Origin of the sequence: Ectopseudomonas composti, from assembly GCF_001567565.1 — a bacterium.
GTDB lineage: Bacteria > Pseudomonadota > Gammaproteobacteria > Pseudomonadales > Pseudomonadaceae > Aquipseudomonas > Aquipseudomonas composti_A.
Window position 1 is genome coordinate 161,290 of sequence record NZ_LSSW01000017.1, and the last position, 13,247, is coordinate 174,536.

Sequence of the window (13,247 nt, forward strand, 5' to 3'; positions counted from 1 at the left end):
GGCCTCAACCGTCGCGGCTAAAGCCCCTGCACAGGGGGTCTAGCCGCGAACGCCAGCCTGCGGACTACGCCTCTAGCGAATCAACTCCTGTTCAGGCGCGCCTCGGCGATATCCAGATCACGCAGGATCTCGCTCAGCATATCGTCGTCCAGCTCGTTGTCCTTGCGCATGCGATACAGCTCCAGGCGCTGAGTGCGCAGCGCCTGCAGACGCAGGCGATACTCCAGGCGGTCGACCTCACGCTGCTGCTCGCGCGCTTCGTCACCCCCACGGGCACGCTCCAGCAGATCGCGGTATTCGCTCATCAGCCGCGCCTTCACCTCCACCGAGGTGATCGCACCCTCGGCATCGGCCGCGCGCTCATCCTCGGACTCCAGGTAGCGAATCGCCGACTCCAGCATCAACGCGCGATGGCGATTGAGTTCGCGCTCGCGCAGGGCGGCGTTGTCCTGCGGCAGTCGCGGCAGAATCCGCGGCAGGGCCACGCTGGCCACCAGCAATGACAGCAGGATCACCCCGGCAGCGAGCAAAATCAGCAGGTCGCGCTGCGGAAACGCCTGGCCACTGTTGAGCAGCAACGGCAGCGACATCACGCCGGCCAGGGTCACCGCACCGCGCACACCACCCAGGGTCAGCACCGCACTCAGGGCGATACGCGACTGCCCGGAAAAACGCGTCGCCTCCCCACGCAGGCGCCGCAGCGCACCCGAGACCCGCCAGTAGCTGTAGACCCAGACGAAACGCAGCAACATGAGCACCGCATAGACAGCCAGCACCATGCCCGCCGCTTCCAGCGCAAACGACCAGGGCGCCGCGTGTTCGCCCACTGCAGCGGCAAGGATGTCGGGCAACTGCAGGCCCAGCAGCAGGAAGATCAGACCGTTGAAGGTGAACTCCAGCAAGGTCCAGACACTGCGGTTGAGCAGGCGCGTGGAGGTCTGCCTGGGCAGCAGATCGAGGCGGCTCTGCATCATCCCCGCCGCGACCGCCGACAGAATGCCGGACAACCCCAGGTGCTCGGCGGCCACATAGGCGGCGAACGGCAGCAGCAGAAGCAGCAGTACGTGCGGCGCCGGGTCCTCCCAACTGCGGGCGATCATCCAGGCGCGCAAACGTCCCAGCATGAAGCTGAGGGCGACACCGATGGCCAGACCGCCGAAGGCCACCAGGACGAACTGCAGGCTGGCATCGGTGATCGAGAACACGCCGGTCAGGGTCGCCGCCACCGCGAACTTGAACGCCACCAGGCCGGAGGCATCGTTCATCAACGCCTCGCCCTGCAGCAGGTTGTTCAAGGTACTCGGCAAGCGCCCGTGGGTGATCGCCGAAACCGCCACGGCATCGGTCGGCGACAACACCGCAGCCAGGGCGAAACAGGCCGCCAACGGCACCTGTGGCAGCAGCCAGTGGATGAAATGCCCCGCCCCGAGAATGGTGAAGAACACCAGGGCGAAGGCGAGCAACAGGATCGGTGTACGCAACTGGCGAAACTGCCCCTTGGGCATACGCCAGCCGTCGACGAACAGCAGCGGCGGAATGAACAGCAGCAGAAACAACTCGGGATCGAGCCGAACATGCAGGCCCAGCGCGGGAATCGCCAGCAGCGCGCCGATCAGAATCTGCAGCAGCGGCAATGGCAGGGGAATGAACTGGGCAGTAATACGGGTGCCACTGACTACCAGCAACATGGTCAGAATGGTGTAGAGCAATTGCATGGCGCGAAACCGGCGGGAACGAGCGGGAGGCCGCGATTCTAGCGCCGCAACACATCACAGCGACAGCCACCGCCCAGCCGCGACATGACGTGGCATAATGGCCCGCCGTATTTCCCGGACCTTCCGGCACGCCACTCATCAGAGGAAGATCAATGAGTTACGTCCTGTATGGCATCAAGGCCTGGGACACAGCAGCAATGCGCAGATTTTCCTTCAATATCAACGCATTAGGCCGATTTCGGCCATCAAAAAAGCGTCCGCTGGCGTAACCACAGAATCAGGCGTGCAGCTATGGTTTTGGGGAAAGCAGGCGCACCCTCTTCGCCCGTCCTGGGCAACTACTCTCCCCATCACTGACACGCTTCGATAGCAGCCTCCAGCCGCAGCTCATAGGCCTGGCGCTGCTTCCTTTCCGCCCGCAGGGCGCGCATCTGCTTGTCGATCGACGCGCCGATCGGCAGCGCGTCGACGGCGAACGCCGGCTTCTGCACTCGATCAGTTCGGCACGGTACCTGCACCGGTACCTCTACGCGCACGACCTGCGGCTCAGGCTGATCTGCAACCTGGCCGGCGCACCCGGCAAGCGCTGCGCACAGTGCGATCGCAACAACCCTCATAGCTCGCGCTCCCGCTTCAGCTCATTGTCGAATGCAGCCGAGGCATCAGCGCACGCATCAGCCCCGATCGGCGTCTGCTCCTGCAGGACCTCCTGCGCTTGTCGATCGACATTGGCGGCGTCCACCTCTGCCTTCTGCTGATCTTCCTTGGCCTTGGCCGATCGCTCCTGCTCTGCCGATCGCAGTCCGGCGATCGCGCTGTTCTGCTCGATCACCTGACCGAGCAGCGTGGTGCGGGTGGCGCGGCAGGCGCCAAGCTTCTCGCTGGCTTCCAGCAATGATGACCGCTCGGTCTCAAGCTGGGACTGAAGACTGTAGACGCGGACCTGCTGCACGCCGCCGACCACCATGGCCAGTACCATGCCTGCTGCGCCGGCCCAGGCCCAGGACGGGACCAGCTTCAGCCAGGGGATCATGACGCGGCCTCGAACATAGCGCGCTCGGCAGCACGGCGAGCAACAAGCCCCTTCAGCACCTTGCCGCCCGCCTTGTTCCATCGATCTAACTGAGCCGCAGCGCCCATGTAGTCGCCAGCGTTGAGCAGGCGCGCCAGGGTAGAGTTGGCCAGGTTCCCGGCGCCGAGGTTGTATGTGAACGACACCAGTGCATCGAACTGGCCTTGCTTCAGTGGAACCTTGATAGTGCGCAGAACCTGTTCCTCTACCTTGGTCACGTCATCGCGCAGCAGTTCTTCGGCGCGCTCCGACGTGATCACCTGCCCAGGCTGTACGCCGTAAGTCGTGCCGTAGCCGATAGTCCACACGTCAGCCGGGCACTTATAGGCAGACAGGCGAAGCCCCTCGAAAGACTTGATCAGGTCAAGCCCTTGCTGTGATGTACGCATGATTTCTCCAGGCACAAAAAATCCCGCACTAGGCGGGCTTGATCAGAAGAACTGGCGTTCGATATCCGCACGACTGGCTCACCGTCCATGAACCTCCAGGCGTCGTCCCGCCAGTGAACTCAGCAAAGCAGGCACTCGCAGCGCACGGCTGACCAGTTGTGGTGTCCCCCTGATTAGACGCCAGCGGGTATGCGGTGACGCTCGCACCGGTTGATACGCCAGCTCTGGCAAGGACGTTCATCTGCAGGTAATTAGCAGATGCCTGGCTCACTGTGCCGGCATTCACGGTAAGCGTCGTTCCGCTCGTACCAAGTGCTGCCGTGGCGCCCTCAATTACCGGACTGCTTACATTGAATGTCCCAGCCGTGAACGTCACAAGGCGGCTTGCTCGCCGTCCTGAGCCAGTCGAGACAAACACGGGGTCAGCGTCTCCCGACTGAAGGATGCGCCACACAACGTCACAGGTAAGCGCCGGAGAGCCAACCCCGTAACGGCTAACTCTTGTCCAACCGGCCGGGTCTGAAGCGGTCGTGTTGGCCGCCGAAACAACTGTGACGATTACGCAAAGCTGGCCCGCGCTCCAGCCTGCTGGGAGCGTTACGGTATGGCTCGTTGCAGAGGTCAACTGCTGTACGCCGGTATGCGAGACGATCTCGGGGAAAGATGCCGGCGGGGCTCCGGCGCCGAAGACGTATGGATTAATGATCATGCTCATGTTGGAGTGCCGATCAGCGCGACCTTCAAGCCCTTGGCGGTTCCGTCGCCGATCTGGTCTACGTCAATGGTGATCTCGGCGTCGTCAGCCAGGCTGCTGTCTGAAATTACCGCCGCTGTAGCTGCGGTAGTGCTGGTCTTCTCGGTGTTATCAATTGTCAGCTTTGTGCTGAGAATGGACGTTCCGCCCTCGTTTATGTCGATGGTGACGATGCTGCCACCCGTTTGAGGGGTAGAAAGGGATGCGCGCACAGATGTGAGCGTGAACGCATACGGCATGCGGAAAGTCACCTTTCCCGCGCCCGCGGTAATCGCTGTGGTTTCGTCACTGCATGCGATGATTATGGATTGACTTTCACCTGATGCTGCAGAGTCGATCACCCAGGCGGAACCATTCCACCGATAGTCCTTGGCCTCGTCGCTAACCCAAACACGCCAACGGTCATTTGCCCCCGGCACCAGAAAAGACCACGCGCCCTCCGCCGTCAGGTAGAAAGCGATCTGACCAGACTTGCCAGACCATGCACCTGTTGCACCTGCCGCCACAATGTACGCTGCTCCATTGGCCGGAGAACCTGGCGGCGTGGCCAGATCCTTATCAATTACTCGCTGGTGAACAAGCTGATCTATCTGCGCAAGCGCCTTGTTCACGTTAAGGTAATTTGACTGCCCGTTTGCGGTTTCTTGAAGTTGGTTTTTTGCGGTACTCACAAGCTCACCTCATAGGCATATCCGCGCCCAACAACTGCGCTAATTTGATAGATGCGAAATATAATTGACGACTGAGCAGATCCAAAATCAGTGGTCTGGTCTGCCGCTGAATAACTGAAGGCTGGAGAGCCTACGCTGATGGTCCTTACCACTGAAGAACCATTTATCACGTCAATCTGATAGGACTCTGATTCCTCGCCAATTTGTGCCTCAACTCCATTTGTCCACCAGCTGCTGCTGAGTCTGCTACGCCTAGTAAATGAGCCGCTGAAATTGCCAGACACATCACGAACGCCTCTACCATAAACAGGGCTAAGGCATTTAAGGTTTACCCCATCATATTCGAATGAGACATCAGAAGCGCTGTCAATCGATGCTCCTGCTGTAACTCCACGGTACAGGCGACCCAATCCAATAGACTCAATTGGCGAACCAATGAAAATATTGTCAGGGTCATCAAGAAGAACAAAATAATCACCAGCCTGGTGAAGCCCTGTAGTCCATTCAGTTCCTCGATCACCCCTGACAAAACCACTGACAATGTAGCTGCCGTCAGACTGCAGAGCAGCATTCTGAAATCTGATTATTTCCCATCGTCCATCAGCGCCATAGGCGGCATAGTTCGCACCTAAAAGCATTTGGTCTCTTGTTACGCTTTCAATCTCACCCGTAAGCAAGTCGACTATAAGGCCTCTACTGTCAATCAGCGTGCAGCTGCTTACAGGGAGAGTCCCTCTGGCTGTTCCAATCGTTGCTTTTCCGCTAAACCCCTGGATCTCTGCCCATGTCTGCCCATCATCATTGGATCTGACCAATATTGCGCCAGGCCATCCAGAAGTGATTCCAGTCATAGCCCCAACAAAACCAACATCGTTTTGCACCAGCTCATCAACAACGGGTATATCGAGAGGAACGAATACGGAGGCGCCAAGTAATGGCACGCTTCCTTCAGGATCAATACCACTTCCGCCTGAAGCGCTGGGAATGAACAATCCTGCAGCGCTCTTTCTGGCTGTACACATGATGCGACCAGAGCTCGAATACTGCGCCTCTGCAATGCGCAGTTGATAAACAGCATCATCCGCATCAACAGTGACGATATCCGATGGCTCTATCCCTAGGTAGGTGGGCGGTAAACTGAATGTGAACACCGACCTTTCCAGCCACGCCAGGTTTTGAAGAACCTCAGCAACACCTGCAGCTTCGTCAGCAGTCAGCACAACCGGAATTTCACGGTCAACTCGGTTGACAGCTTCAGTGCCGATTCTTTCTGAAGTCTGCGGTAGCACAGAATATTCACGGCCGGCATCAATTACTGTGATAGTAGTGCTAGCAGGAAGCTGAGTATCCATCTCTCGGGTTTCTTTCAGAAAGTCAACTGACTCTGATGAATCAGATGCCCCGAGATCGCTCCATGGGACTGTCAACAACGATACCTGTCCGCGCGGCACGCACTTAATCTTGTATCCAGACTGAATAACATCGAATGGGAATGCAGCCTGAAGAGGCTCAATGGCAGAGCGAATCGACCCACCGCTTACCCTGTAACCCCTTGTGCTTGACGTAATGCCAGAAACAGAAACATCTGAATCTGTCAGAAGAGATGACAATGAAACTTCGCTTTGTATAATCTGAGATACAGGGAATTGGCCGGCGTCCAATATAAAAGGGGCATTTGCAACGATGTCGTATCGGCCGACGCCGCTAAACATAGAAGACGCTATTAGCCCATCCCTAAAAGTTATTGAAGACGGAACATGTGCTATGCCAACAGGGAAGTTATTTAACTCATAGTAACCTATCAATGAAACAGGACTTGTGCTTATGTGAAGATAAGCACCAGTGCCAGGAAGAGATGGGTTTCCTGGGGCCGATAGGTTACCAATCGAAACCCATAAAGTTCCGTCATCTGCTTGGTACCCAACCGACGATGCGCTTGTTACCTGCAATGATCCCATTGCATCGCTTCTAGTAAGCGTGAACGTTCCCGTATTAATTATGTCAAATTCTTGGTCATACGACGAAACTGTTACCGTTGCCGTGTTCTGCAATGATTCCATTTGAAAGTTTACAGAAACGACGCCGCCGTCATATTTTGGGATGATGCACGAAGAAACTGTGAACAGATCAGAATATGCTTCTATTTCATATACACCGCCACCCCTGGTAAGCCTTGCTACATACTTCCTGCCAGAAACAGCAGGGAATCCCGTTGCTAGAGAGAACGATACAAATAGAAAACCAGCTCTTTCATAAAAACCTGGAGATATAAAATCATAGGCGAGAGTGTTATTTCCAAATGAAAAATCATCAGCAGTTATTAATGCAGGAGGCGTCGACCCATCTCCATCCGCTCCGGTCCAAAATACAGCACTAAGCGTATCTAGTGATGAGTTTGAAAATGAATTGCTAATACTGTAATCAACGTCATAACCAAGCTCTTCCCATATATTCTCAAACCTTGGGACTTTGATAGACTGAACGATACCGTTTATTCTCCTAGCGTACAGTGTTGGTGAAATGTCGCCAGGGTGGATTATTGAGTAGTAAGATGAATTTGATCTTCCAAACGGGTTATGTGTAAGCCGTGCGCTTGTCGCACCTGTAGCGCTTGAAAAAGAGATGCTTTGCGAAACAGTATTAGCGCCAATTCCAACAACCTCGACTTTGAATTGAGCCGCCTGCAATGTATTGCTGAAGTCGGCCAGGGCGAAATCATAGAATGCCAGATATGCAACGCCGCGATACGCAGGAGCATTACCAGCCCCAACACTTGCCTCATACCTAGGATCCGGCATCTGATCGTCCGTGCCAAGGTATAAGCGCCACCCGGAAGCCGCTTGGTTGCTAGCAATAATTGTCTCTAGATCATCGCTTCCTGCGTTATATATAAGTTTGTCCATACACCATATCCTGCGCACGCCAACAATAGGACCTTGGCACAGCGCAAGAATAAATGTTGCCGAATAACTAAACGTCTCAATGGTTGAGCTTCCGCCGCCGCCCTTCCCGCCTGATTTCTTTTTCCTGGATGTTTCTCTAAGCCGATTATTCTCAAGCCAGACAATATTTCCTGAGATGCCGACAGTTCCATAAATTCTCGGGATGAATGCGCCGTATGTACTTGTCTGTACAGTAAGGTCAGACAGTCTAGGCCCGCTTACTGTTGGGCCTTTGGGTGGATCTAAAGCCCCGCCAAGAGCGGCACCGTATGCTGCGCCGTAAACAGCACCGACAGGGCCGCCGTAGGCGAAAAATCCAACTACAGCGCCAACTACGGCACCAGCAATTTGACCGCCAGAACTCATATCGCGCCCTCAAACCGGTAGGCCCTGACAACGCGTTTTTGCCATATGTCGGCAAAGCGGTGCTCGACAACCTTCCCGGATTTCTCGTAGGAGTGAATAACAGTTTCTCCAGCATGAATTGCAATATGCTGAGGCTCGCGGTCAAAGCGCATCAATAGAATGTCGCCAGATTGCATCTGCGCCAATGGAACCTTTACCAAAAATGGTTGACGTTCTATGCACTGCTCCAGCAGACCTTTGAACGGATTGCGACCGTATCCGACCTCATCAATGACTGGGAGACCAAGCACTCGGCAAACATGCACAAAGACCCCGGCGCAATCAAGGCCAATCCCTGGAACCCTACCCTGGTGCCTGAATGGAGTTTCTTTAACGCTTCTTGCCGCATTAAGAATTTCGTCTACAGTCATCATCTTCTGCCTACCTGATTTGCGACAGATGGGGCCGGGATATGCGGATGACCGCCAAAATTGATTCCGTTACTCCACTTGCCAATGCAGTCATCTGCATGGCGCTTCCTGCATCCAGGGATCATTTCATATTCATCACCAACTTCAGGCATATAAAACAGTTCTTCATGCAGCAAGATTGCTCCGCCTGAAGTAAACGCCTTGATCTGCACAGGCTTTAGGCCGGCATTTGCGCCAGTAGTAAATCTGATAGTTCCATATGAAAACCAATCAGCAGCTTCAGATCTTGATGAATCAGAAAACATGTACTGATCAGTAACGGATGTTAGCGATCCTGATACTTTGAAGTCATCCAGCGCCGGTCCGTCTGGATTTGCGCGTGGTCCGGTGCACCGGCTTTGCGATACCGGCAGAACACGACCATCAAGCGTTTCGTCGAATAGCGTCCATGGGCATGATGGTGCATAGCTTCGGCCGGTTGACTGACTAAGCACGTCGATTGCACCCATTAGTTGGGTGGTATAACGCCCATCAGTTATCTCTACCTTTCCCCAAAAGAACAGGCCGCAGTCCTCTTCATCCTCAATCGGATCAGCCCACGAAGTTGCAAATAGATAGACGCGAGCGTTGTCGTAAACGCCAGATGCAAGGTCGATCTTGCTTACTGCGCCTTGCTGCAATATTCCGCTTAGATCAAGACTTGAACTTGCAAAAGTGCTGGTGCTGTCAAGGCCAGAAAAATCATACCCGCTTTCGGTTAGGTATACCTCGCCATTGCTCATCGGCAGGTCAACCGGATAACCAGCCAGACGCACGATTGGCGCATCATTGGCCGGCTCAATGCGGACGCAATAAACTCGCGTCTGCCAGTCTGCTACGTGTGATTTCATGGGGTTGGCTCAGGGATTTAGTATTTCTAAGAGCTGGATGCTCGGCGTAGCCAGCGTGTCCCACTGCGAGAAGTTGCCGCCAAGGTCGGCGTTGAAGCGCATGGGTACATGGAACTTGAAACCGGCCTTGAGAACCTCGCCGGGAATCGGCTGGGTCTGAACTGTGCCGCCGCTGACGTAAGTCGTGAACGCGCTGGAATTGATGTTGACCGTGATTCGGTTTGCATCCGGCTTGGCGGTAATCGTGCCGCGCAGTCCGTTGATCTGCGTCATGCCAGAAACACCGCTGATTGCGACCGTCTCGCCGATTGCAAAGGTGTTGGCACCAACCTCGATGACGGCGCTTGATGCCTGGGTTATTGAGGTTATGCTGCGCGATTTGTTAACCGCCATGCTGACCAGACCGGTAGTTGAGCTTACGCTCCACTGAGCAGATGGCAGCACGATTGATCCAATGCTTACAAGAACAGTTCCGGCTTGCGGCTTTCGGATGCGGCGGCGGGCACAGGCCGGATTACTGCTATCGCCGTACCAGCGAGTTAGCTGGTAGACCCCAGCTACTGCAGGATTGGCCAAAGGAAGCAGCTGATCGAATGCTGTAGGTACGCCAGAGTAGGAATTGCTTGAGTAGTCAATAGGATGGAGAACCCTGAAGCCGCGCAGAGTGCCGCCTGCCCGGTTGTTCAGATCGATGATCTGGTCTACTACGAAGTTGGTCTGCCGCTCAAATTCGATAGTCAGCGTCGCCTTGACGAACGGGTGGCGCTGGCTGCGGTACTCATCACCGCCAGCGGTAGTGACAATCTGGTTGGAGTATTCAGCAGAAAATCCGCTGCCATAGTCGGCTTCTTGCGGGAACTGCTCTTCGAGGAACATGGCCATCAGGTGTACCTCGCCGATGATTGAACGACCTGGGCGATTTGGCGTGCTGCTGTGGCAGTAGCCTGGCGCGCTTCCTTCGCGTCGGTTATGCCGGGGAACACCATCTGGCCGATCTGCACGGTGCGGGAATTCATCATCTGCGCGGTATCCTGGCGCCCTGTCACGTTGGCGGGTCCGCGAACCAGTTCGGGGCCGCGCTCACCAACCACGCCCCAACCTCCAGCCGGGATCCTGCCACCAGAGTCGAAGAAGCCGGCAAAGCTGGAAATCAGGCCAAGCCATCCTGCCGCATTACCGGTACCGCCTGCCCCACTGCCTGCTGATGCCCCAGCCGCGCCACCGAATGCGCCAGATAGGCCGCTCGCTGCGCTTGATACGAGCTGACGAGCGGCTATCCTTGCAAGGTCGGCAAGGATGGAGTTGGCCAGGTCGGTAAAGCTCAGTTTGCCAGTAGTGACGAACTGCGTGATGCCGTCTTCAAGACCGGTTAGCGTGGTATTGGTCACGTCCTCGAACTGCGAGGCCAGGTCGTTTGCGTTGTTGATGTAGTCCTGGGTCGCCTTGTTCACGCCATTGATGCCGTTGGCGCGCGCTTCGTCCTTGCGGCGCTCTCCTTCTTCGACAAGGCGGATTTCCTCTTCCATGGCGCTTCGCAGTGCGTCTACGCGTGCTTGGTAGGCTTCCTGGCTGAGCGCTGCTGAGGTGCCCTGTGCCCTGGCCAGCTCTTCCAAGCGCTTGGCGTATTCGAACTCAAGCTCGTTCAGCTGACGCAGCGTCTCTGCCTGTCGTTCACCGACGCCGATGGCCTCGATTTCGATATCAATGGAGTTGCGGCGAGCCGTGATCTGGTCGCGCAGCGCAGCCACGTACTGCTCTGTGGCTGCCGCCTCTTCGCGGTTCTTCTTGATCTGATTGAGCTTGTCGATTTCCTCGGCCAAGCCGATCAGTCTTTCCTGCTGGGCGCCATTAAGCTTGGCCAGCTCTCCGTTCTCGACCTCATAGCGAACCCTGGCCGCTTCTGTGGTCTGGCCAAACAGGGCGACTTGGCGTGCCAGCCCCTGCTCTGTGCTCTGATACAGCTGCTGCAGGCGCTCAGCGTTGCGCTGCGCCTCCTTGGCTGCCTTGTCAGCGCCACCGGCACCGCCAAGGATGATCTCTCTACCCTGCAGTCCTTTGCGCAGGTCTGCGATCTGTTGCTGCCGAGCAGCACGGTCGGCGTCGCGCTGCTTGCGTTCCTCGGATGCGCGCTGGCGGCTTGCCTCGGCGGCCTGAAGGATTGCGTCACGCTCGCTCAGGATCGTGTCCAGGCTTTCGCCGCGCACACCGTTGATGCGGACCAGCGTTTGCTCAAGCTCTTGCGCAGCCTGGGCCTCTGTGGCGTCCGTGAAAGCTGCTTTGATGGCGCTACCGGCGTATTGCGCATAGGCAACAGCCTTGTCGAACAGTGAGGCGACCTCGACTGTCGCGATCTGAACCGCTGAACGCAGGTTGGCCGGCATCTGCTGGAAAGCGTCCGCGAGGAATGAGGCGACGCTGCTGCCATTCTCCTGCAGGCCGTCGAACTCCAGTTCTAGCGATGCGATGTCGTTGCCAATGGCGTCGATGCTGGCCGACCAGATGTTGAAGGTCTCGATCAAGCCGTCGGTGAGGCGGCCTGAGTCGAGGAAGCTGGCCAAGCCAACCACTGAATCGGCGAAAAGCGCGCTGGAACCGGTGGCGCTGTCGAGTTCGCCAATGACCTTGGTCAGACTGTTACCCAGCACGGTCAGCGCCTGTCCGCCCGTGGTCTGGATGTTGCCGAATGACTGATCAACTGCATCGCCGCTCTTGATGATGGCCTGGGCAACTGCGTCGGCGGTGAGCTTCCCTTCTGCGCCGAGCTTGCGTAGCTCGCCCACGGTTACGCCTAACCCGTCAGCAATGGCCTTGGCAAGCGGCGGCGCGGCCTCAAGTACGGCGTTCAGTTCCTCGCCGCGCAGCTGGCCGGATGCGAAGGCCTGACCCAGCTGAACCAGGGCGCCAGATGCGGCTGCCGCGCTGCTGCCGCTGATAGCCAACGTCTTGTTGACCGTATCCACCACGGACACGATCTCGTTCGCCGACAGCCCCAGTTCCTGAGAGTTTGCGGCAATCCGCTGGTAAAGCTCTGCTGTCGCTGACAGTGGCTGGCGGGATTCCTGGGCGATCTTGAAGACAGCATCTTGCGCCGCTACGAGCTCTTCCGTACCGTTCGTAACCAGGCGCAGGCGGTTCGTCAGGTTGGTGTAGCTCTCTGCGGCCTGGGCGATCTCTCGCGCACTGATGACGGCCGCAAGGGGGCCAGCCAGACGGCGAAACGCACCGGTTAGCTGATTGGTTGTCGACTCAGTACGGCCAGCCGTCCGCCCAAGTCGGTCAAGGTCGCTATCAGCCGTGCGCACCTGTCGGCTGTCGACGCTGACGACAAGCTTCGCGTATTCGGTCATATCCAGACTCGCTGCAGATCGGCCAATACCTCAGCTTCCCAAGCGCGCAGATTGCGGCGGGTTAGCTGAGACCAGTGGAAAAGCTCGGTGAAGTTGAAACTGCGCGGTAGTTGCCAGAACCATTCCCACAGGTAGGAGAGTTCGGCGGGGCATTCCGGGTGATCGGCCAGTTCCTTCGGCCGGTGCCCGGTGACTTTCTCGATTTGCTGCAGGTGCTCGCGCAGTGGTCGATCAGACCCAGGCGGCGGGCGCAGCAGGATCAGCTCAGACTTTCCCCACTCGACAAGCTGGCTGATCCTTTCCCGAAAAAACGCCGGTCGTCCTCGGCGATCTTCTCGACGTGAAGCAGGATTTGCGGGGCCTCCAGAAGGAAGTCGAAGGCAGCCTGTTCGCTGAACTCCAGATCCTCGAAAGACCATGCAGCGATCAGCGAGGCCGAAAGCTTGGCGCGACGCAGGCGGTCGGCCTCATGCTTGAGGTCGGCCGCTTCCTCCGGGCTTGCTTCGGCAAGACGTTTGCCGTCCTCGATGGCCTGGCGGATCAGCTCAGATCGGGCGGACTGGTAGTCGTCAGACCATACCGAGCGGACCTGCAGCCAGTGCTCGGTCGGCGTTCCGTCCGGTTGCGCTAGGGCGATGCGAATCCCTTCGTTCGCCTTGCTGCGCGTCTTGAATGCGTCGATTCCCGTCAT

At 57.0% G+C, this 13,247-nt stretch carries 12 protein-coding genes; all 12 read right to left on the reverse strand.

Annotated elements, in window-relative coordinates; all coding sequences use genetic code 11:
- Positions 1-80: 80 nt before the first annotated feature.
- On the reverse strand, positions 81-1,715 hold the full coding sequence (locus PCLY_RS04845) for a Na+/H+ antiporter (protein ID WP_061238159.1): 1,635 nt from the start codon (positions 1,713-1,715) through the stop codon (positions 81-83).
- A 350-nt stretch (positions 1,716-2,065) separates the two neighbouring features.
- Positions 2,066-2,332 (reverse strand): hypothetical protein, encoded by a 267-nt coding sequence (locus tag PCLY_RS04850; RefSeq protein WP_061238160.1) that lies wholly within the window; start codon positions 2,330-2,332, stop codon positions 2,066-2,068.
- Positions 2,329-2,748, reverse strand: coding sequence for a hypothetical protein (locus PCLY_RS04855; RefSeq protein WP_061238161.1), 420 nt, complete (start codon positions 2,746-2,748; stop codon positions 2,329-2,331). The genes PCLY_RS04850 and PCLY_RS04855 overlap by 4 nt, the downstream gene beginning before the upstream one ends.
- Complete coding sequence (locus PCLY_RS04860; RefSeq protein WP_061238162.1) at positions 2,745-3,176, reverse strand: lysozyme; 432 nt, start codon at positions 3,174-3,176, stop codon at positions 2,745-2,747. The genes PCLY_RS04855 and PCLY_RS04860 overlap by 4 nt, the downstream gene beginning before the upstream one ends.
- Before the next feature lie 711 nt (positions 3,177-3,887).
- Positions 3,888-4,601, reverse strand: coding sequence for a DUF2793 domain-containing protein (locus PCLY_RS04865; protein ID WP_061238163.1), 714 nt, complete (start codon positions 4,599-4,601; stop codon positions 3,888-3,890).
- Entirely contained in the window at positions 4,598-7,909 is a 3,312-nt protein-coding gene (locus PCLY_RS24340; protein WP_082768017.1) for a phage tail protein, read from the reverse strand. Before PCLY_RS24340 ends, PCLY_RS04865 begins: the two co-directional genes overlap by 4 nt.
- Positions 7,906-8,322, reverse strand: a complete 417-nt coding sequence (locus tag PCLY_RS04880; protein WP_061238166.1) for an NlpC/P60 family protein — start codon at positions 8,320-8,322, stop codon at positions 7,906-7,908. The genes PCLY_RS24340 and PCLY_RS04880 overlap by 4 nt, the downstream gene beginning before the upstream one ends.
- Positions 8,319-9,209 (reverse strand): DUF2163 domain-containing protein, encoded by an 891-nt coding sequence (locus tag PCLY_RS24345; RefSeq protein ID WP_082768018.1) that lies wholly within the window; start codon positions 9,207-9,209, stop codon positions 8,319-8,321. Before PCLY_RS24345 ends, PCLY_RS04880 begins: the two co-directional genes overlap by 4 nt.
- Before the next feature lie 9 nt (positions 9,210-9,218).
- On the reverse strand, positions 9,219-10,091 hold the full coding sequence (locus PCLY_RS24350; protein WP_082768019.1) for a DUF2460 domain-containing protein: 873 nt from the start codon (positions 10,089-10,091) through the stop codon (positions 9,219-9,221).
- Entirely contained in the window at positions 10,091-12,556 is a 2,466-nt protein-coding gene (locus PCLY_RS04895) for a phage tail tape measure protein (RefSeq protein WP_061238169.1), read from the reverse strand. The genes PCLY_RS24350 and PCLY_RS04895 overlap by 1 nt, the downstream gene beginning before the upstream one ends.
- Positions 12,553-12,852, reverse strand: coding sequence for a phage tail assembly chaperone (locus PCLY_RS25470; RefSeq protein ID WP_463439601.1), 300 nt, complete (start codon positions 12,850-12,852; stop codon positions 12,553-12,555). Before PCLY_RS25470 ends, PCLY_RS04895 begins: the two co-directional genes overlap by 4 nt.
- Positions 12,816-13,247 carry a hypothetical protein gene (locus tag PCLY_RS04900; RefSeq protein ID WP_061238170.1) on the reverse strand — a complete coding sequence of 144 codons (432 nt, stop codon included), beginning with the start codon at positions 13,245-13,247 and terminating at the stop codon, positions 12,816-12,818. Before PCLY_RS04900 ends, PCLY_RS25470 begins: the two co-directional genes overlap by 37 nt.

Bases quoted from the DNA above. Each gene is read 5' to 3' on its own strand.
- PCLY_RS04880 (WP_061238166.1), bottom strand. From the start codon at position 8,322: ATGATGACTGTAGACGAAATTCTTAATGCGGCAAGAAGCGTTAAAGAA.
- PCLY_RS04860 (WP_061238162.1), bottom strand. From the start codon at position 3,176: ATGCGTACATCACAGCAAGGGCTTGACCTGATCAAGTCTTTCGAGGGG.
- PCLY_RS04845 (WP_061238159.1), bottom strand. From the start codon at position 1,715: ATGCAATTGCTCTACACCATTCTGACCATGTTGCTGGTAGTCAGTGGC.
- PCLY_RS04855 (WP_061238161.1), bottom strand. From the start codon at position 2,748: ATGATCCCCTGGCTGAAGCTGGTCCCGTCCTGGGCCTGGGCCGGCGCA.
- PCLY_RS04850 (WP_061238160.1), bottom strand. From the start codon at position 2,332: ATGAGGGTTGTTGCGATCGCACTGTGCGCAGCGCTTGCCGGGTGCGCC.
- PCLY_RS24345 (WP_082768018.1), bottom strand. From the start codon at position 9,209: ATGAAATCACACGTAGCAGACTGGCAGACGCGAGTTTATTGCGTCCGC.
- PCLY_RS04900 (WP_061238170.1), bottom strand. From the start codon at position 13,247: ATGACGGGAATCGACGCATTCAAGACGCGCAGCAAGGCGAACGAAGGG.
- PCLY_RS04895 (WP_061238169.1), bottom strand. From the start codon at position 12,556: ATGACCGAATACGCGAAGCTTGTCGTCAGCGTCGACAGCCGACAGGTG.
- PCLY_RS24340 (WP_082768017.1), bottom strand. From the start codon at position 7,909: ATGAGTTCTGGCGGTCAAATTGCTGGTGCCGTAGTTGGCGCTGTAGTT.
- PCLY_RS24350 (WP_082768019.1), bottom strand. From the start codon at position 10,091: ATGGCCATGTTCCTCGAAGAGCAGTTCCCGCAAGAAGCCGACTATGGC.